Origin of the sequence: Streptomyces sp. NPDC127100, from assembly GCF_042724095.1 — a bacterium.
Taxonomy (GTDB): domain Bacteria; phylum Actinomycetota; class Actinomycetes; order Streptomycetales; family Streptomycetaceae; genus Streptomyces.
Genome location: NZ_JBHXFL010000030.1, coordinates 43826 through 62001, shown reverse-complemented (window position 1 = coordinate 62001; position 18176 = coordinate 43826). Strand labels below are relative to the sequence as shown.

Below are 18176 nucleotides of genomic sequence, written 5' to 3'. Positions count from 1 at the left end.
GAACGGAACCGATCATCCCCTAGGGTGCTGAGACACGGGGGGCGACGGTGTGCACGGCAGGCAGTGAGGCGGCGGTATGGCGCAGCAGGCGTACATGACGGAGACGGACAACGGCGGCTCGGGACCCGAGCGTCGGGGCCCCCGGCTTCGGCGCCTGTTCGACCGGATGACCACCGGCTGGCGCGGCGACCGGAAGATCTGGCGCCGGGGCCTGGTCACGGCGGCGGTGGCCGTCCTCCTGGCCGTGGTGATGGCCGCGCACTCGCACATCCCCAACGCCGTCGGGAACCTCGGCAGCCTCACCGAGACGTTCCTGCCGTGGTTCGGCCTGCTGGTGCCGGTCCTGCTCGTGATCGCCCTCGTCCGCAAGTCGGCCACGGCGCTGATCGCGCTCGTCCTGCCGGTGAGCGTCTGGCTCAACCTCTTCGGCGGCCTGCTCTTCGACAAGACCGGAACCGGCGGCGACCTCACCGTGGCCACGCACAACGTCAACGCCGACAACGCCGACCCGGCCGGCACCGCCCGCGCCGTGGCCGCCGCCGGCGCGGACGTCCTGGCCCTGGAGGAACTGAAGGCGTCCGCCGTCCCGATGTACGAGAAGGCACTGGAGGCGAAGTACCCGCACCACGCGGTGGTCGGCACGGTCGGGCTGTGGAGCAGGTACCCGATGAGCGACGTGAAGGCCGTCGACATCCGGCTGGGCTGGAAGCGCGCGATGCGCGCCACCGTGGCCACCCCCTCCGGCCCGGTCGCCGTGTACGTCGCCCACCTCCCCTCCGTCCGGGTGAAGCTGGAGGCCGGCTTCACCGCCCGGCAGCGGGACAAGAGCGCCGAGGCCCTCGGCGAGGCCATCGCCCACGAGAGGCTGCCCGGCAAGATCCTGCTCGGCGACCTCAACGGCACCATGAACGACCGCGCGCTCACCGCGATCACCTCCCAGATGCGCTCCCCGCAGGGCGCCGTGGGCGACGGCTTCGGCTTCAGCTGGCCGGCGTCCTTCCCGATGGCCCGCATCGACCAGATCCTGGTCACGGGCGTCGAACCGAAGACGAGCTGGACCCTCCCGGAGACCGGCAGCGACCACCTGCCGATCGCCGCGCGTGTGAAGGTCGACACAACGGCTTCCTGAGATTCGCCGAGGGAATACTCGCCCTGAGAGGCTTTGTTCCGTACGGGAACATACAGACGCTCCTCCCGTACGCACTCCGCTCTCGAAAGGCGAGACCCTTCATGCCCCTGGCCCTGCTCGCCCTCGCCGTGGGCGCCTTCGGCATCGGCACGACCGAGTTCGTGATGATGGGCCTGCTGCCCGATGTCGCCGACGACCTCCACATCTCGATCCCCACCGCCGGACACCTGGTCTCGGCGTACGCCCTCGGTGTCGTCATCGGCGCCCCGCTGCTCGCGGCGGCCACCGCGCGGATGTCCCGGCGCACGGTCCTGATCGCCCTGATGGTCCTCTTCGTCGCCGGCAACGCCCTGTCGGCCGCCGCCCCCGGCGAGATCTCCCTGCTCGCCGCCCGCTTCGTCAGCGGCCTGCCGCACGGTGCCTTCTTCGGCGTCGGCGCGGTCGTCGCCACCGGCATGGTCGCGCCGGAACGCAAGGCCCGCTCCGTCTCCCTGATGTTCCTGGGCCTGACGGTCGCCAACATCGTCGGCGTCCCCGCCGCCACCGCCATGGGCCAGCACCTGGGCTGGCGGGCCACCTTCCTCGGGGTCAGCGCGATCGGCGTCGCGGCGATAGCGGCCCTCGTGGCACTGATCCCGCGCGACCACGCCCCGGCCCCCACGACGGGTCTGCGCGGCGAACTGGCCGCTCTGCGCTCCCTGCCGGTCTGGCTGGCACTCGGCACCACGGTCGCCGGCTTCGGCGCGCTCTTCGCCGCCTACAGCTACATCACGCCGATGCTCACGGACGCCGCCGGCTTCGCCGAGGCCAGCGTGACCCTGCTGCTCGCCCTGTTCGGCGTCGGCGCCACCGCGGGCAACCTGCTCGGCGGCCGGCTGGCGGACCACTCCCTGCGCGGCACGCTCTTCGGCGGCCTCGCCTCCCTGGTCGTGGTCCTCGCGCTCTTCCCCCTCCTCATGCGCACGGAGGTCACCGCGGCCGTCGCGGTGGCGCTGCTCGGCATGGCCGCGTTCATCACCGGCTCCCCGCTCCAGCTGATGGTCATGGAGAAGGCCTCGGCCGCCCCGTCCCTCGCCTCCTCGGCCAACCAGGCGGCCTTCAACCTCGCCAACGCCGGCGGCGCCTGGATCGGCGGCCTCGCCCTCGCGGCGGGCCTCGGCGCCACGTCCCCGGCCCTGGCCGGCGCGGCCCTGGCGGTCCTCGGCCTGGCGGTCGCGGGCACGGCGTACGCGGTGGACCGCCGGACCACCACGGCGGAGGCCGTCCACCGCCGCGTGGTCGCGGGACACGTGCCGGAGACGGCGGAGCCGGTGCGGCGGTGACGAGGACCCCGTAAGCGTCGACCGGGGCCGTCAGGTAGCGCGGCCCCGGTTCCGACGCCCGGTCTCCTCACGCCCTTCCGTGACCGCGGCTCGGATCGCGTCCTTGTCCACGGGGCCTCCGAGGTCGAAGGTCTCCTCGTCGGACACGAAGGGTCCGTCCCAGACGCGGTGCGCAAGGGCGCTGCGGCGGATGCCTTCGTGGTTCGTCTCCGTCATGCCCTCATGGTCGCGCACCACGCGGCGAGCCGTCACTCTCCGGAGTGCCGTCCCGGCCATCCCGCCGAGCGGCGCCGGCTTCCCGCCTACCGTCGTACGCGTCGCGACAGAACGCGTACGACGGAGGTGGGGATGTCGGTGGGCGGTGCTGCGGACGAGCCCGGGTGGGAGGTCGACCCGGACGACGAGTGGGGCGTGGCCGTCATCGCCACCGTCGGGCGGCAGCTGAAGCTGCGGCGCGAGGCGGTGGGGATGCGGGCGGGCGACTTCGGGGCGGCGGTGGGCTACGGGGAGGACCTCGTCTACAAGATCGAGGGCGGGAAGCGGATTCCCCGGCGGGAGTACCTGGAGAAGGCCGACCAGGTGCTGGGGGCGGACGGGCTCATCACCGCGGCCTGGGAGGACGTGAAGCGGGTCCGGTACCCCAAGCAGGTGCGGGACTTGGCGAAGCTGGAGGCCAGCGCGGTCGAGATCGGGCTCTACAGCACCCACAACGTCCACGGCCTGCTCCAGACCGAGGCCCACATGCGCGCGTTGTTCGACGCGTGGCTGCCCGCCTACACGGATGAGGAGACCGAACGTATGGTCGCCGCGCGGTTGGCTCGCCGTTCGGTCTTCGAGCGGTCGCCCGCGCCGACCCTCAGTTTCGTCCAGGAGGAAGTGACTCTGCGCCGTCCGGTGGGAGGCAGAATGGAGTGGCGACGACAGCTCGAACGCCTGCTGGAGCTAGGGGAGTTGCGCCACGTGTCGATTCAGGTGATGCCGACCGACTGCGAGGAGCACGTCGGGACGGGCGGACTGGTCGAGGTGCTGAAGTTTCCCGACGGCACGGCGGTGGGGCGCTCCGAGGGGGCGTTCGCCGGGCGGCCGGTGACCGACCCGAAGCAACTGAGGATCCTCGAGTTGCGCTATGGCATGATCCGGGCCCAGGCTCTCACGCCCCGAGAGTCACGGGCCGTCATCGAGCAGATGCTTGGAGAGTCATGACCCGCACCCTCGCAATGCCGGAAGCTACTACGTGGATCAGAAGCAGCTACAGCAGCAGCGGAGACGGCAACGACTGCGTCGAGGTCGCCATGACCCCCGCCGTCGTTCACGTCCGTGACTCCAAGCGCCCCGACGGCCCCCGCCTCGTCGTCTCGCCGGCGGCGTGGGGCGGGTTTCTGGGCGGTACCGGCGAGGACTGAGCAGGCCCCGGACGCGGTGGTCCGGGGCCCGGTGTGCTTCGGCTCAGATGCTCATGGGGCGCACCTGGCCGTGCGTCGCCGACGCGCCGAGGCCGGCGCAGACGGAGACCGGGCCGGCCTCGGCGTAGAGACCCGCGGCGACGGAACCGCCGGTCGCGACGACGGCGGTGCTGACGGCGAGGCCGCCGGACACCTGGTCGAGGTCCGTGTCGGAGAGTTCGGCCGATTCGACCTGGGGGACGTGGTTCATGACAGGTCCTTTCCTTCGCGCGAAAGAAGTCGGAGCGGTGAGGCGCGCACGCCCGGGATGCGGATCGGGGAGCCCGGAACGATCACCGGCGCGCCGCGCACCGATCAAAGCACGCGTACGAACGGCCCACCATCCGCACGCTGTTGAGCGTTCAATCGCAACGTCACCGCGTTCACCGGTGTGGGCATGGCGTCGGGGAAAGGGCCCCTGTCTTCACGCAATCCGCCCTGGGGGAGAGGCTTACCCGCCGCGCGGACGCCCGCAGCCGCCCCGGCTCCCGCCGCTCCGGACCGTTCGCGTGACCGAGTGATGGACGGTGTGCAGGTCCGGGGAATGTTCGGGGACGCCGTCATCCGTGGCTCAACGAGCTGACGGGGCAGGCCCGGACGGGCATAGTGCTGAGGTTCTCCCGCTTCACCCGCAACGGAGGAACAGCCGTGAGCGAGCCGTCCATCGAGGTCGTCCGCGCGGAGGCCGCGCGGTACCGCGACCGTGTCACGGTCTCCTGCGCCGACGCGCTGACCGCGGAGGAGACCGTACGCGTCAGGAGGGAGGCCGCCAGGGCCGCCGCCCGCCGGGCCATCCAGGAGCAGGCCACCCAGGAATGGTGGCCGCTCACCGTCCCGGGGTGCCTCCTCGTCGCCGCCGCGCTCCCCTGGATCATCCGGCTGATGGCGGTCCACGGGAGGGACCAGGTGTCCCTGGGAATCCCCTGGTTCAACCGTGTCATCGCCATGCACGACGTCCCCACGCACCACTCCGTGTCCTTATGGCTCGGCTTCGGCATCTTCGTCGTGGCGGCCGGCATGCTGCTGTGGACCCAGCATCTGTACGCACAACCGCCCGTGCGGAGTCTGCATGCGGGGCGGATGGCCCTGCTCCACACCCTCGGTCTCGGCCTCGTCACCGTCTCCCTGACCTTCTTCGCCTACTCGGGAGACGTCCGCGGCGGCCAGTGGCCCACGGCCCGCGACGCCCTGGTACGGTTCGCCGCCCAGATCGCCCAGGCCGTCCTGATCACCCTGGGCCTCGCCCTGCTCGTCGCGATCTGGATGTCGATGTGCCTCGGCCTGATCAAGTGGCTGGTCCGCCCCGTCCTGCGCCCTTACGACCTCCTGCTCCTCAGCCTGATCGACGCCTGCGCGGTCACCCACGCCCACCGCGGCACCTGGTTCCGCAAACGCTCACGAAGGGCGGTGGAACGCGCCTTGGAGAAGGCCGCCCGCAAGGCGGAGGCCGCGCTGCCCGCCCGCCCCTTCGCAGGCGGGCGCGGACCCGCCCGGGCCGACACACTGCGGCTGGCCACCGTCCTCCGGCAGCACCGGACGCCGATAGCCCGGGCCGGCGGGCCGGGCTCCTTCGACCTCGTCAGGCAGTCCCTCTGCGCCGGGGTGCTCGCGCTGATCGACGACGACTGGGAGACCCTGACCGCCGCTGCTCCGCCGGTGACCGCACTGTCCCGGTTGCGCAGGACAACGGCCGCGGTGTGGCCCCCGGTCGTCCTTCTCACCGCGGCCGTCGCGCTGCCCTGGATACCGGCGGTGGCGCAGGCGCCCGATGTGGCGAGCGGGGTGCGGGTCACCCTCATCATCACGGCCGTGCTGAGCCTCGTCCTCCCACGCGATTCCACCGCGAAGACCTCGATCCTCGACGCCCTCGGCAAGGCCATGTCCGGCCGCTCCGACAAGTAGGCCCTGTGACGGACGCGTTCTCAGGCGTCCTGCTGCGAGGCGGCGGTGTCGGGCGCAGGTCGTCGAGGCCGAGCCGGTGCGCCGGGAAGGATCACCCAGCGGGTGGTGTCCAGGCCGGGCCGACGTGCAGGAGTTCGCCCGGTTCCCCCCGCCGTGGTCGTCGCCAGCGAACGCATGCGCGGGCGGAGTCGTCGTTCTCAAGGTTCGGTCGATGTCCGGGCTGGGATGCGCGGGCAGCGTCAGGTGGAGGTCGAAGCGCCCAAGGCCCTTCACGAGAATGGATCGTCTGTCAGACCTGCCTGGGAGGCTCCGGGCATGGAGATGACAGTGCAGCTGACGATCGACTGCTCCGATCCGCGGAGAATGGTGACGTTCTGGGCCCCGGCCCTGGGCTATGTGCCCGAGCCCGCGCCGGACGGGCACGCCACGTGGCGTGCCTCCTGGGTGGCGATGGGGGTGCCCGCGGAGGAGTTGCCGTCCGGGGCCGGCGACATGGCGGAGTCGATCGTCGATCCGGCGGGTCGCGGACCACGCGTGTGGTTCCAGCAGGTCCCGGAGCTGAAGACCGCCAAGAACCGGTGGCACTTCGACCTGAAGGTCGGTGGCGGCCGTGAAGTCCCGCTGGACGTGCGCGCGCGGCGGGTCAGCGCCGCGGTGGACCAGCTGGTCGAAGCCGGTGCCACTGTGCTGAGGATCAGGGACGAGCCGGACATGGGGCTCTACGCCGCGGCCATGCAGGACCCCGAGGGCAACGAGTTCGACGTCGTCTGAGGGCCGGTGCGACGGTGCTGGTCACAGCGACTCTCTCTGGCGCTCACGCGTCGAGGCTGTAGCCGACTTCCGTCCGGGCGACGGTGAAACCGGCCCGCTCGTAGAGGCCGTCCGCTCCGGTCAGGCTGTCGGCATCCACTTCGATGCTCGCTCGGTCGAAGCCCTCGTCCTGGGCGCGGCGCAGCGCGTGGCTGATCAACGCGCCGGCCACGCCACGCCTGCGGTAGGCGCGGCGGGTTCCGACGCGCAGGAAGTGCGCGTCACGGACGCCGGTCGCCTCGGTGTCCGCGTCCCAGGAGAAGGTCAGCAGCATGCCGACGGCCGCGCCGCTGTCCGCGTCGCGCAGCAGGAAGCTGAGACCGGGACGGAAGGCCTGCCAGCCGAGCAGCCCACGCCACTGCTCCAGGGGCGTCGGGACCCCGCCCCGACGATCGAGGAAGCTCTCGTTGCCGACCGCGTAGAACTCGGGGTCGTTGTCCGCGGAGTGGCTCTCGAAGACGAAGCCCTCGGGCGTCGGCGCGGCGACGATGGCGGCTCCGAGCGGGTGCCGCAGGTGCGAGTACCGCCGGAAGGGGGTCATGCCCGCGGCTCGGTAGCAGGCGAGCGCGCCGTCGTTGAGCGCGTTGTTGTGGACGTCGACGGCGAGCGGCAGTCCGGGATGATGGATCGCGTGCAGCACCTTCGCACTTCTGATCCCCGCGGCCAGCAGCTCCGCACCGAGTCCCCGACGCCGGTGGTCCGGATGTACGCCGCCGCTGACGACCACACGGTGCACCCCCTCCGCCACCGGCTTGTGCGCTGCGGAGGAGTAGCCGACCATGAGGTCGCCGTCGAAGACGCCGACCGTGCCGCGGTCGAGGTCGAGCAGCGGGGCGTTGATCTGGTCGGCGGCATCCTCCTCGGAGTAGTACTCGCCGAACACGTCGACCACTTCGATCGCGTTGAGCAGACCGGCCAGGGCGGCGGCGTCCGGCGCGGCGATCGGACGGCGGGTGAGACTCGCGAGGTCGAAGGCCATGGGCCGACGCTAGGCAGGACAGGATGACGACGTCATCCGGATTTCCGCGTGCGGAGTCCGTGCGTACGGCCCGGAGACGGCCCAGGGCCGGCGGGACGACGTAGGGCCGGCGGTCCATGACCGTCGGCCCCGTCCGTCGAAGGAGCGGGACACCCGCCCCGGCCGGCCCTACAGCACCGGCAGCGACTTGCGCAGCTCGAAGGCCGTCACCTGGGAGCGGTACTCCTCCCACTCCTGCCGCTTGTTGCGCAGGAAGAAGTCGAAGACGTGCTCGCCGAGGGTCTCGGCGACCAGGTCGCTGTGCTCCATCAGGGCCAGGGCCTCGCCCAGGTTCTGCGGGAGCGGCTCGATGCCCAGCGCACGGCGTTCGGCGTTGGACAGGGCCCACACGTCGTCCTCGGCGCCCGGCGGGAGCTCGTAGCCCTCCTCGATGCCCTTGAGGCCGGCGGCCAGCAGGACCGCGTAGGTCAGGTACGGGTTGGCACCGGAGTCGATGGAGCGGACCTCGACGCGGGCCGAGCCGGTCTTGCCGGGCTTGTACATCGGGACGCGGACCAGCGCGGAGCGGTTGTTGTGGCCCCAGCAGATGTAGGACGGGGCCTCGCCGCCCGCGCCCGCCGTGCGCTCCGAGCCGCCCCAGATGCGCTTGTACGAGTTCACCCACTGGTTGGTGACCGCCGAGATCTCCGCCGCGTGCCGCAGCAGGCCCGCGATGAAGGACCGGCCGACCTTGGAGAGCTGGTACTCCGCGCCCGACTCGTAGAACGCGTTGCGGTCGCCCTCGAAGAGCGAGAGGTGCGAGTGCATGCCCGAGCCCGGGTACTCCGAGAACGGCTTCGGCATGAAGGTGGCCTGCAGGCCCTGCTCCAGCGCGACCTGCTTCATGACCAGGCGGAACGTCATGATGTTGTCGGCCGTGGACAGCGCGTCGGCGTAGCGCAGGTCGATCTCCTGCTGGCCGGGGGCGCCCTCGTGGTGGGAGAACTCCACCGAGATGCCCATCGACTCCAGCATCGTGATCGCCTGGCGGCGGAAGTCCATGCCGATGTTCTGCGGGGTGTGGTCGAAGTACCCGGAGTTGTCGGCCGGCGTCGGGACGGTGCCGTCCACCGGCTTGTCCTTCAGCAGGAAGAACTCGATCTCCGGGTGCGTGTAGAAGGTGAAGCCCAGGTCGGAGGTGCGGGCCAGGGCGCGCTTGAGCACGTAGCGCGGGTCCGCGAAGGACGGCGAGCCGTCCGGCATGAGGATGTCGCAGAACATGCGGGCCGTGCCGGGCGCCTCCGCGCGCCAGGGCAGGATCTGGAACGTGGACGGGTCCGGCTTGGCGATCATGTCGGACTCGTAGACCCGGGCGAATCCCTCGATCGCGGAACCGTCGAAGCCGATGCCCTCGTCGAAGGCCTGCTCCAGCTCGGCCGGGGCCACGGCCACGGACTTGAGGAAGCCCAGCACGTCCGTGAACCACAGGCGTACGAACCGGATGTCGCGCTCCTCGAGCGTCCGGATCACGAACTCCTGCTGCTTGTCCATCTTCCGCTTCCCCATCCTTGCTGGTCACGCCGCCTGTCTCCGGTACGGCGGAAGGCGGTCGGGCACCTGAGCATCACACCACAGGACCATTTCGTACGCGTTGCGGAGCCCGATCGGCCGGCCGGCCCCGGCCGATACGGATGCCGGCCGTGTGCACCGCTCACCCGCAGCGTAGAGGCCGCGTGTTCGATCGGGCCATTCCTGCGGCCCCGCGGCGTCGGATCATGCGACATCCCTACGAAAGACCCCGCCCGCACCATTACGATCAGCGCACTCACCGCCCCCCTTTCCCGGAAGGCACACCCCATGGGTTCCGCCAAGAAGAGCAGCAACACGGCGCGGCAGGCACGCATAGCGGAGATGCGCCGCGCCGAGGAGGCCCGCGACCGCCGGAACCGGATCCTGACCATCGGGATCAGCACCCTGGTCGTCGCCGGTCTCGTCGTCGGCGGTGTCGTGCTCGTGCGCTCGCAGACCGACGACTCCGGCGACACGGCGGCCACCGACTCCAAGACCTCCGGCTCGTTCGTCTCCGGCTCGGACGGTGTGCGCTCCTGGAAGGGCACCCTCTCCCGCAACCACGTCGCCAAGAAGGTGACGTACCCGGTCGAGCCCCCGGTCGGCGGCGACCACAACCAGGTCTGGATGAACTGCGACGGCGACGTCTACACCAAGCCGCTGAACAACGAGAACGCCGTGCACTCGCTCGAGCACGGCGCGGTCTGGGTGACCTACACCGACAAGGCGCCCGAGGCCGACGTCGAGGCGCTGGCGGCGAAGGTGAAGAAGACCCCGTACTCGCTGATGAGCCCCGACGACAAGCAGAAGGACCCGATCATGCTGACGGCGTGGGGCCACCAGCGCACCGTGACGGGCGCGAGCGACCCGAACGTGAACGCGTTCTTCGAGAAGTACGTCCAGGGCGAGCAGACCCCCGAGCCGGGCGCCGCCTGCACCAACGGACTGTCGCAGTGAAACCGAAGCGGGCCGGCTGGATCGCGGGATCCGCCGCGGCGGCACTCGTCGCGGCCGGTGCCATCACCTACGCGGTCGCCGGTGACGACGGCGGGGACGCCACCCCGTCCGCCGCCTCGGCCGACGCCGGGTTCGCGCGGGACATGGCGGTGCACCACCAGCAGGCCGTCGAGATGTCGTACGTCGTGCGGGACCGCACCGAGGACGAGGAGGTGCGGCGGCTCGCCTACGACATCGCGCAGACCCAGGCCAACCAGCGGGGCATGCTGATCGGCTGGCTCGACCTGTGGGGACTGCCGAAGGTGTCGTCCGACCCGCCCATGACCTGGATGGGCATGGGCGACATGCCGTCCGCGGGGGAGGGCTCGCTGATGCCCGGCATGGCCACCGACACCGAGATGAAGAAGCTCGCCGGCCTGAGCGGCAGGGCGGCCGAGGTGTACTACCTCCAGCTCATGACCGAGCACCACAGGGGCGGCGTCCACATGGCCGAGGGCTGCGTCGCCCGGTGCACGGTCGGGGTGGAGAAGCGGCTGGCCCGGGGCATGGTCGAGTCCCAGGAGTCGGAGATCCGGCTGATGGCCGACCTGCTGGCCCGGCGCGGCGCGAAACCGGAGGCGTGACCCGGGAGGGGGCACGGACGAGCCCCCCGCCGGGCACGGTCGGGCCCGCCCCCATGCTCGGCATGGTGGAGCCCGCCCCCGCGCCGGGCACGGCCGGGAGCCCGCGGTGGCGCCGACGCCGCGGGCGCCGCGTCAGCGCTGCCGCTTCAGGTCCGTCAGCACCTGGTGCAGCGGCTCCGTCTGCCGGCGCCGGTACTCCTGGATCGCCCAGCCGTTGCCGTCCGGGTCCGTGAAGTACATGAACGTCGCCCCGTCGTCCGGCGCGTACCGCACCGGCTCGGACACCTCCAGGCCGCGCCCCACCAGTTCCGCGTGGGCCGCCTTGATGTCGGCGACGCACAGCTGCAGACCCTGGTACGACCCGGGTTCCGGCCGGGTCCGGCCCTGCGCCATGTCCCAGATGGCGTCACCGAGGGCGATCGAACACCCCGAGCCCGGGGGCGTCAGCTGGACGATCCGCATCCCCGGCATCACCTCCTGGTCGATGTCGACGTGGAAGCCGACCCTGTCCCGGTAGAAGTCCCGGGCGCGGTCGATGTCCGTCACGGGCAGCGGGATCACTTCGAGGGTGAAGTCCATGCCCTCACCGAAGCCGATAACCGCCCACCGCGCCACCGAAAGAGCGGAACTCCCCGCACGGCGGCGACCGGATCGCGGACGGCACGGCCCGCACCCTGCGCCTCCCCGCCGCTCCCCGGTTACGCTCAGGCCGTACGACCTTGATCCGACGGGGCCGGTCCCACCGGTCCCGCAGGTCCGACAGGAGGCCGAGATGACGGCGCCGGGGCGCAGGAGCAGTACCTTCACGCGACTGCTGCGGCACGGCTTCACCGATCCCTCGGCCGCCGAGCGGCTGCTGGACGGCATCGAGCTGACACCGGTCCGCAACGACCCGGTCCTGCTGGAGGCGCTGGGCGCCACCGCCGACCCGGACCTCGCCCTGCACGGCCTGGTCCGGCTGCTGGAGGCACAGCCCGACCCCACCGCGCGCCAGGAGCTGCTGGACACCCTGATAGCGGCCAAGCCGCTGCGCGACCGCCTCCTCGGCGTGCTCGGCGCCTCCGAGGCGCTCGCCGACCACCTCGCCCGGCACGCCGGCGACTGGCAGGCCCTCGTCACCTACGAGCCGCGCGACCTGCACCGGGGAGTGGCGGAGTTCGAGCAGGGCCTCGCCGGGGCCACCGACCCCGTCTCCCTGCGCGTCGCCTACCGGCGCTGCCTGCTGTCCATCGCCGCCCGCGACGTGTGCGGCACCATCGACGTCGCCGAGACCGCCGCCGAGCTCGCCGACCTCGCCACCGCCACCCTGCGCGCCGCCCTCCGGCTCGCCGAGGAGGACGCGCCCGAGGACGCCGCGCTGTGCCGGCTGGCCGTGATCGCGATGGGCAAGTGCGGCGGACACGAGCTGAACTACGTCTCCGACGTCGACGTCATCTTCGTCGGGGAACCGGCCGGCGAGGCCGACGAGACCAAGGCGCTGCGGGCCGCGACCGGACTGGCCTCGCACATGATGCGGATCTGCTCCGAGACGACCGTCGAGGGCTCCATCTGGCCCGTCGACGCCAACCTGCGCCCCGAGGGCCGCAACGGCCCGCTGGTGCGCACCCTCAGCAGCCACCTCGCCTACTACCAGCGCTGGGCCAAGACCTGGGAGTTCCAGGCGCTGCTCAAGGCCCGCCCGGTGGCCGGCGACCCGGCCCTCGGCGGCGAGTACGTCGCCGCCCTCCAGCCCCTGGTGTGGCAGGCCGCCGAACGCGAGAACTTCGTCGCCGACGTGCAGAAGATGCGCCGCCGGGTGGTGGAGAACATCCCCGTCGCCGAGGTCGACCGCCAGCTCAAACTGGGGCCGGGCGGCCTGCGCGACGTCGAGTTCGCCGTGCAGCTGCTCCAGCTCGTGCACGGACGGGCCGACACGTCGCTGCACAGCGGCACGACGCTGGACGCGCTGAAGGCCCTCGCCGCCGGCGGCTACGTCGGCCGGGTGGACGCCGCCCAGCTCGACGAGGCCTACCGCTTCCTGCGCTCCATGGAGCACCGCATCCAGCTCCACCGGCTGCGGCGCACCCACCTGGTGCCCGAGGAGGAGGCCGACCTGCGGCGCCTGGGCCGTTCCCTCGGCCTTCGCAACGACCCGGTCAGCGGGCTGCTGCGGGAGTGGCGGCGGCACGCGGCCGTCGTACGCCGGCTGCACGAGAAGCTGTTCTACCGGCCGCTGCTCGACGCGGTCGCCCAGCTCGCGCCGGGGGAGACCCGGCTGCGCCCCGACGCGGCCCGCGAGCGGCTGGTCGCCCTCGGGTACGCCGACCCGGCCGCCGCCCTGCGGCACCTTGAGGCGCTGGCCTCCGGCGTCACCCGCAAGGCCGCCATCCAGCGGACCCTGCTGCCGGTGCTGCTGGGCTGGTTCGCCGACTCCGCCGACCCGGACGCGGGCCTGCTCAACTTCCGCAAGGTCTCCGACGCGCTCGGCAAGACGCCCTGGTACCTGCGGCTGCTGCGGGACGAGGGCGCGGCCGCCGAGAACCTCGCCCGGGTGCTGTCCGCCGGGCGGCTCGCGCCCGACCTGCTGATGCGGGCGCCCGAGGCGGTGGCCCTCCTCGGGGACGGCGACGCCGGGGGGCTGGCGCCCCGCGGACGGGCCCAGCTCGAGCAGGAGGTGCTGGCCGCGGTGCGCCGCGCGGACGGCGTGGAACAGGCGGTCACCGCCGCGCGCGGGGTGCGGCGCCGCGAGCTGTTCCGCACGGCCGCCGGCGACATCGTCGGCTCCTACGGCACCGAGGCGCAGCCCGCGGAGGCCGACCAGGGCGCCCTGGTGGACCGGGTCGGCGCCGCCGTCTCGGACCTGACGGCGGCGACTCTGGCGGGCACCCTGCGGGCCGTGGTCCGCGAGGGCTGGGGCGACACCCTGCCCACCCGGTTCGCGATCATCGGCATGGGCCGCTTCGGCGGGCACGAGCTGGGCTACGGCTCGGACGCGGACGTCCTGTTCGTGCACGAGCCCCGCGACGGGGTCGACGAACGGGAGGCCGCGGACGCCGCGAACAAGGTCGTCGCCGAGATGCGCCGGCTGCTCCAGGTGCCCAGCGCCGACCCGCCCCTGATCATCGACGCCGGCCTGCGGCCGGAGGGCAAGTCCGGACCGCTGGTGCGCACGCTCAAGTCCTACGAGGCCTACTACCGGCGCTGGTCGCTGGCGTGGGAGTCGCACGCGCTGCTGCGGGCCGAGTTCGTCGCCGGCGACGAGGACCTGGGGCGGCGGTTCACCGAACTGGTCGATCCGCTGCGGTACCCGGCGCAAGGGCTCAGCGAGGAGGCCGTACGGGAGATCCGGCGGCTCAAGGCCCGCATGGAGTCCGAGCGGCTGCCGCGCGGCGCCGACCCCAAGCTGCACGCCAAGCTGGGGCCGGGTGGCCTGTCCGACGTGGAGTGGACCGTGCAGCTCACGCAGCTGCGGCACGGCCACGCGGAGGCGGGCCTGCGCACCACCAGGACCCGGCAGGCCCTCGCGGCGGCGTGCGAGGCGGGGCTCGTCTCCGAGGAGAACGCCGCGACCCTCGACGAGGCGTGGGTCCTGGCGACGCGCGTGCGCAACGCGGTGATGCTGGTGCGCGGACGGGCCGGCGACACCTTCCCGACCGACCCGCGCGAACTGGCGGCCGTGGGCCGCTACCTGGGACACGGCACCGGCCACGCGGGCGACATGCTCGACGAGTACCGCCGCACGGCCCGCCGCGCCCGCACGGTGGTGGAGGAGCTGTTCTACGCGTGACGGGTCCGCGGCCGCGTGCGGGGGTGCCGCCGGCGCGCGCCCCGCGCACCGGCGCCCCGCGCTGCTACACCCGCCCGGCCGCCCACGCCCTCCGCCGCGCCCCGCTCCCCGGCACCACCCGGGGCAGCGCGTACGGCAGGCGCCCGTACCAGACCCGGGCCACCGCGTAGCCGAAGGCCAGGCACAGCAGGCCCCCCACCGCGTCCAGCCAGAAGTGGTTGGCGGTCGCCACGATCACCACCAGCGTCAGTGCCGGATACACCAGTCCCAGCACCCGGACCCACGGCACCGACGCCAGCGCGAAGATCGTCAGCCCGCACCACACCGACCAGCCGATGTGCATCGAGGGCATCGCGGCGTACTGGTTGGACATGTTCTTCAGGTCACCGGACGCCATCGACCCCCACGTCTGGTGGACCATCACCGTGTCGACGAAGTTCCCGCCGTTCATCAGACGGGGCGGGGCGAGTGGATACAGGTAGTAACCGGCCAGGGCGACACCGGTCGTGGCGAACAGGACCAGACGGGTCGCCGCGTACCGGCCCGGATGACTGCGGTACAGCCAGACCAGCACACCCAGGGTCACCACGAAGTGCAACGTGGCGTAGTAGTAGTTCATGCCGACGACCAGCCAAGTCACCGAGTTGACGGCGTGATTGACCGTTTCCTCCACGGCGACGCCGAGCTGCTGCTCGACCCGCCAGATCCAGTCGGCGTTGCGCAGTGCCTGACCGCGCTGCTCCGGCACGGCGTTGCGGACGAGTGAGTACGTCCAGTAACTGAGGGCGATCAGCAGGATCTCGAACCACAGGCGGGGCCGGCGCGGCCTGCGAAGCCGGCGCACGAGTCCCCGCCCCGTCTCCTCCGTGACGGGGTGCGAAGCGCCCTCTTCGCGGCGCTCCGAAGTCCTCACGGTCGCGTCACCCATAGGCATGAAGTCTGCCAGAAAAGCCCTTTCCCACCGATCATCCCCCAGGCGGGTCCGGGCCGCACCCGGTGCCCCGGGGTGAGGTCAGGGCCGGTGCCGCTCGCCCGGTGCCGAGGCCGTCGAGCCGCGCACCACCAGCTCCGGCATGAACACGAACTCGCTGTGCGGCGCGGGTGTCCCGCCGATCTCCTCCAGCAGGGTGCGCACCGCCGCCTGCCCCATCGCGGGGACCGGCTTGCGGACGGTCGTCAGCGGCGGGTCGGTGAAGGCGATGAGCGGGGAGTCGTCGAAGCCGACGACCGAGACGTCCTTGGGCACGTCCAGGCCGCGCTGCCGGGCGGCCCGTATCGCGCCCAGCGCCATCATGTCGCTGGCGCAGACCACGGCCGTGCAGTCCCGCTCGATGAGCGAGGTGGCCGCCGCCTGACCGCCCTCGAGGGTGTAGAGGGAGTGCTGGACGAGTTCCGTCTCCACGGTCCGCGCGTCGAGGTCCAGTTGTTCCTGGACCGTGCGGACGAAACCCTCGATCTTGCGCTGCACCGGCACGAACCGCTTCGGGCCGAGGGCCAGCCCGATGCGGGTGTGGCCCAGCGAGACGAGGTGGGTGACGGCGAGGCTCATCGCGGCGCGGTCGTCGGGGGAGATGAACGGCGCCTGCACCTTCGGCGAGAAGCCGTCGACCAGGACGAACGGCACGCCCTGGGCGCGCAGCCGCTCGTAGCGCTCCATGTCGGCGGTGGTGTCGGCGTGCAGTCCGGAGACGTAGATGATGCCGGCCACCCCGCGGTCGACCAGCATCTCCGTCAGCTCGTCCTCGGTGGAGCCGCCCGGGGTCTGGGTGGCGAGGACCGGCGTGTAGCCCTGGCGGGTCAGCGCCTGGCCGATGACCTGGGCCAGGGCCGGGAATATCGGGTTCTCCAGCTCCGGGGTGATCAGGCCGACCAGGCCCTCGCTGCGCTGCCGCAGCCGCACGGGGCGTTCGTAGCCCAGGACGTCGAGGGCGGCGAGCACCGACTGCCGGGTGGTGGCGGCGACGCCCGGCTTGCCGTTGAGGACGCGGCTGACCGTCGCTTCACTCACGCCCGCCTGGGCGGCGATGTCGGCAAGCCGTGTGGTCACAGGGCTGGACTGTACCTGCCGGATGGCGCCTTGCACACCGACCGGGCGCCGTGGGCGGCCTGTTGGACGGCCCGGCGCGGGCTGCTGCGTCATCGCGCTCCCTCGAAGAAGTGGTGGCAAGAGCTTGCAGAGTCTTGCACAACCGGCCGGATACCGCTCGCGCCCTGTAAACAAGCGTCTCGCGACGGTCGCCAGGAGGTCACGCGCGGATAACTTCGGAGATGTCTTGCACTTTTTTGCTGCAAGACCTTTCGCGCCGCTTACATCGCTGTTACGTTCACGTCGCCCGACGGCGGCAATGACGCGGTCGGTGACGGCAGGAGCGGCGGACGGGCCCGCGACCCTGCACCACACGGGCTTTCACCCTCAAGGAGAACTCATGCGGCGTGGCATAGCGGCCACCGCTCTGGTGGCGTCCCTCGCCCTCGCGGCGACGGCGTGCGGCGGGGACGACAGCGACAGCGAGTCCGGCGGACCGGTCACCATCACTTATTGGGACACCTCCAACGCGACCAACGAGGCGCCGACCTACAAGGCCCTGGTCAAGGAGTTCGAGGCCGCCAACAAGGGCATCAAGGTCAACTTCGTCAACGTGCCGTTCGACCAGGCGCAGAACAAGTTCGACACCGCCGCAGGCTCCAAGGGCGCCCCGGACGTGCTGCGCTCCGAGGTCGGCTGGACCCCCGCCTTCGCCAAGAAGGGCTTCTTCCTGCCGCTGGACGGCACCGAGGCCCTCGCCGACCAGGCCAAGTTCCAGCCCAACCTGATCGAGCAGGCCAAGTACGAGGGCAAGACCTACGGCGTGCCGCTGGTCACCGACACGCTCGCCTTCGTCTACAACAAGGCGCTGTTCGAGAAGGCCGGCGTCCAGGCCCCCAAGACCTGGGACGACCTGAAGAAGGCCGCCGCCACCATCAAGGACAAGACCGGCGTCGACGGCTTCTGGGGCTCCACGGCCGGCTACTACGCCCAGCCGTTCCTGTACGGCGAGGGCACCGACATGGTCGACGCCGACGCCAAGAAGATCACCGTCAAGTCGCCCGAGGCCCAGAAGGCCTACGGCACCTGGCTGAGCCTGTTCAACGGCAAGGGCCTGCACAAGGCCGACACCACCGCCGACGCCTACGCGCACATCCAGGACGCGTTCGTCAACGGCAAGGTCGCCTCGACGATCCAGGGCCCGTGGGAGATCACCAACTTCTACAAGGGCTCGGCGTTCAAGGACAAGAACAACCTCGGCATCGTCACCGTCCCGGCCGGCTCCGCCGGCAAGGCGGGCGCCCCGACCGGCGGCCACAACCTGTCGGTCTACGCCGGTTCGGACAAGGCGCACCAGGAGGCGGCGCTGAAGCTGGTCAACTTCATGACCTCGGCGAAGTCCCAGGAGACCGTCGCCCTGAAGAACTCCACGCTGCCGACCCGCGACGACGCCTACACCGACAAGGTCAAGGCCGACCCGGGCATCGCCGGCTACCAGACGGTCCTGCCCGCCGCCCAGCCGCGCCCGGCCCTGCCCGAGTACAGCTCCCTGTGGGGTCCGCTGGACGACGAGCTGCCCCAGATCGCCGGCGGCAAGAAGTCCCTCGGCGAGGGACTGGGCGACGTCGAGACCGCGATGACCAAGCTGGTGCCGGACTTCGGCAAGTGATCC

The 18176-nt window shown here is 71.7% G+C and carries 17 protein-coding genes; 10 read left to right on the top strand and 7 right to left on the bottom strand.

Translation table 11 applies throughout. The annotated features are described in order from the left end of the window. Window positions 1-166: 166 nt before the first annotated feature. Both ACFWJB_RS24420 and ACFWJB_RS24415 read left to right on the top strand, forming a co-directional pair. The gene (locus tag ACFWJB_RS24420) at window positions 167-1129 is read left to right on the top strand and encodes an endonuclease/exonuclease/phosphatase family protein (protein WP_385460664.1); all 963 of its coding nucleotides are present in this window, start codon (window positions 167-169) and stop codon (window positions 1127-1129) included. A gap of 101 nt (window positions 1130-1230) precedes the next feature. Next, window positions 1231-2451 (top strand): MFS transporter, encoded by a 1221-nt coding sequence (locus tag ACFWJB_RS24415; RefSeq protein WP_385460599.1) that lies wholly within the window; start codon window positions 1231-1233, stop codon window positions 2449-2451. Between the two features lie 30 nt (window positions 2452-2481). Here the strand turns inward: ACFWJB_RS24415 and ACFWJB_RS24410 are convergent, their stop codons facing one another. After that, on the bottom strand, window positions 2482-2667 hold the full coding sequence (locus ACFWJB_RS24410) for a hypothetical protein (RefSeq protein WP_385460602.1): 186 nt from the start codon (window positions 2665-2667) through the stop codon (window positions 2482-2484). A gap of 132 nt (window positions 2668-2799) precedes the next feature. Between ACFWJB_RS24410 and ACFWJB_RS24405 the strand changes: the two genes are divergently transcribed. Together ACFWJB_RS24405 and ACFWJB_RS24400 are read left to right on the top strand one after the other, a co-directional pair. Then, window positions 2800-3654 carry a helix-turn-helix domain-containing protein gene (locus ACFWJB_RS24405; RefSeq protein WP_386924855.1) on the top strand — a complete coding sequence of 285 codons (855 nt, stop codon included), beginning with the start codon at window positions 2800-2802 and terminating at the stop codon, window positions 3652-3654. After that, window positions 3651-3854, top strand: a complete 204-nt coding sequence (locus tag ACFWJB_RS24400) for a DUF397 domain-containing protein (RefSeq protein WP_386924853.1) — start codon at window positions 3651-3653, stop codon at window positions 3852-3854. The genes ACFWJB_RS24405 and ACFWJB_RS24400 overlap by 4 nt, the downstream gene beginning before the upstream one ends. A gap of 43 nt (window positions 3855-3897) precedes the next feature. Here ACFWJB_RS24400 and ACFWJB_RS24395 read toward each other — a convergent pair whose 3' ends face one another. Then, window positions 3898-4104, bottom strand: a complete 207-nt coding sequence (locus ACFWJB_RS24395; protein WP_385460612.1) for a hypothetical protein — start codon at window positions 4102-4104, stop codon at window positions 3898-3900. A 437-nt stretch (window positions 4105-4541) separates the two neighbouring features. Here ACFWJB_RS24395 and ACFWJB_RS24390 point away from each other — a divergent pair, with 437 nt between their 5' ends. Together ACFWJB_RS24390 and ACFWJB_RS24385 are read left to right on the top strand one after the other, a co-directional pair. Beyond that, complete coding sequence (locus ACFWJB_RS24390; RefSeq protein WP_386924850.1) at window positions 4542-5795, top strand: hypothetical protein; 1254 nt, start codon at window positions 4542-4544, stop codon at window positions 5793-5795. A gap of 315 nt (window positions 5796-6110) precedes the next feature. Next, window positions 6111-6566, top strand: a complete 456-nt coding sequence (locus ACFWJB_RS24385; protein WP_386924848.1) for a VOC family protein — start codon at window positions 6111-6113, stop codon at window positions 6564-6566. 43 nt (window positions 6567-6609) lie between these two features. Here the strand turns inward: ACFWJB_RS24385 and ACFWJB_RS24380 are convergent, their stop codons facing one another. Continuing rightward, a complete protein-coding gene (locus tag ACFWJB_RS24380; protein WP_386924846.1) occupies window positions 6610-7584 on the bottom strand; it encodes a GNAT family N-acetyltransferase in 975 nt (324 codons plus the stop codon). A gap of 168 nt (window positions 7585-7752) precedes the next feature. Next, window positions 7753-9114 (bottom strand): type I glutamate--ammonia ligase, encoded by a 1362-nt coding sequence (glnA, locus tag ACFWJB_RS24375; protein WP_385460624.1) that lies wholly within the window; start codon window positions 9112-9114, stop codon window positions 7753-7755. 306 nt (window positions 9115-9420) lie between these two features. Here glnA and ACFWJB_RS24370 point away from each other — a divergent pair, with 306 nt between their 5' ends. Both ACFWJB_RS24370 and ACFWJB_RS24365 read left to right on the top strand, forming a co-directional pair. Then, on the top strand, window positions 9421-10089 hold the full coding sequence (locus ACFWJB_RS24370; protein ID WP_386924844.1) for a DUF3105 domain-containing protein: 669 nt from the start codon (window positions 9421-9423) through the stop codon (window positions 10087-10089). Beyond that, entirely contained in the window at window positions 10086-10712 is a 627-nt protein-coding gene (locus ACFWJB_RS24365; RefSeq protein ID WP_385460630.1) for a DUF305 domain-containing protein, read from the top strand. The genes ACFWJB_RS24370 and ACFWJB_RS24365 overlap by 4 nt, the downstream gene beginning before the upstream one ends. A 132-nt stretch (window positions 10713-10844) precedes the next feature. On the opposite strand, the gene ACFWJB_RS24360 is transcribed toward ACFWJB_RS24365, so the two are convergent. Continuing rightward, entirely contained in the window at window positions 10845-11291 is a 447-nt protein-coding gene (locus ACFWJB_RS24360) for a VOC family protein (RefSeq protein ID WP_385460633.1), read from the bottom strand. Window positions 11292-11484: 193 nt separating this feature from the next. Between ACFWJB_RS24360 and ACFWJB_RS24355 the strand changes: the two genes are divergently transcribed. After that, window positions 11485-14478, top strand: coding sequence for a bifunctional [glutamine synthetase] adenylyltransferase/[glutamine synthetase]-adenylyl-L-tyrosine phosphorylase (locus tag ACFWJB_RS24355; RefSeq protein WP_386924841.1), 2994 nt, complete (start codon window positions 11485-11487; stop codon window positions 14476-14478). A gap of 64 nt (window positions 14479-14542) precedes the next feature. On the opposite strand, the gene ACFWJB_RS24350 is transcribed toward ACFWJB_RS24355, so the two are convergent. Next, on the bottom strand, window positions 14543-15406 hold the full coding sequence (locus tag ACFWJB_RS24350) for a phosphatase PAP2 family protein (RefSeq protein ID WP_385460639.1): 864 nt from the start codon (window positions 15404-15406) through the stop codon (window positions 14543-14545). An 84-nt stretch (window positions 15407-15490) separates the two neighbouring features. Beyond that, a complete protein-coding gene (locus ACFWJB_RS24345; RefSeq protein WP_385460642.1) occupies window positions 15491-16525 on the bottom strand; it encodes a LacI family DNA-binding transcriptional regulator in 1035 nt (344 codons plus the stop codon). Window positions 16526-16904: 379 nt separating this feature from the next. Here ACFWJB_RS24345 and ACFWJB_RS24340 point away from each other — a divergent pair, with 379 nt between their 5' ends. Then, window positions 16905-18173, top strand: a complete 1269-nt coding sequence (locus ACFWJB_RS24340) for an extracellular solute-binding protein (RefSeq protein ID WP_385460645.1) — start codon at window positions 16905-16907, stop codon at window positions 18171-18173. Window positions 18174-18176 lie beyond the last annotated feature (3 nt).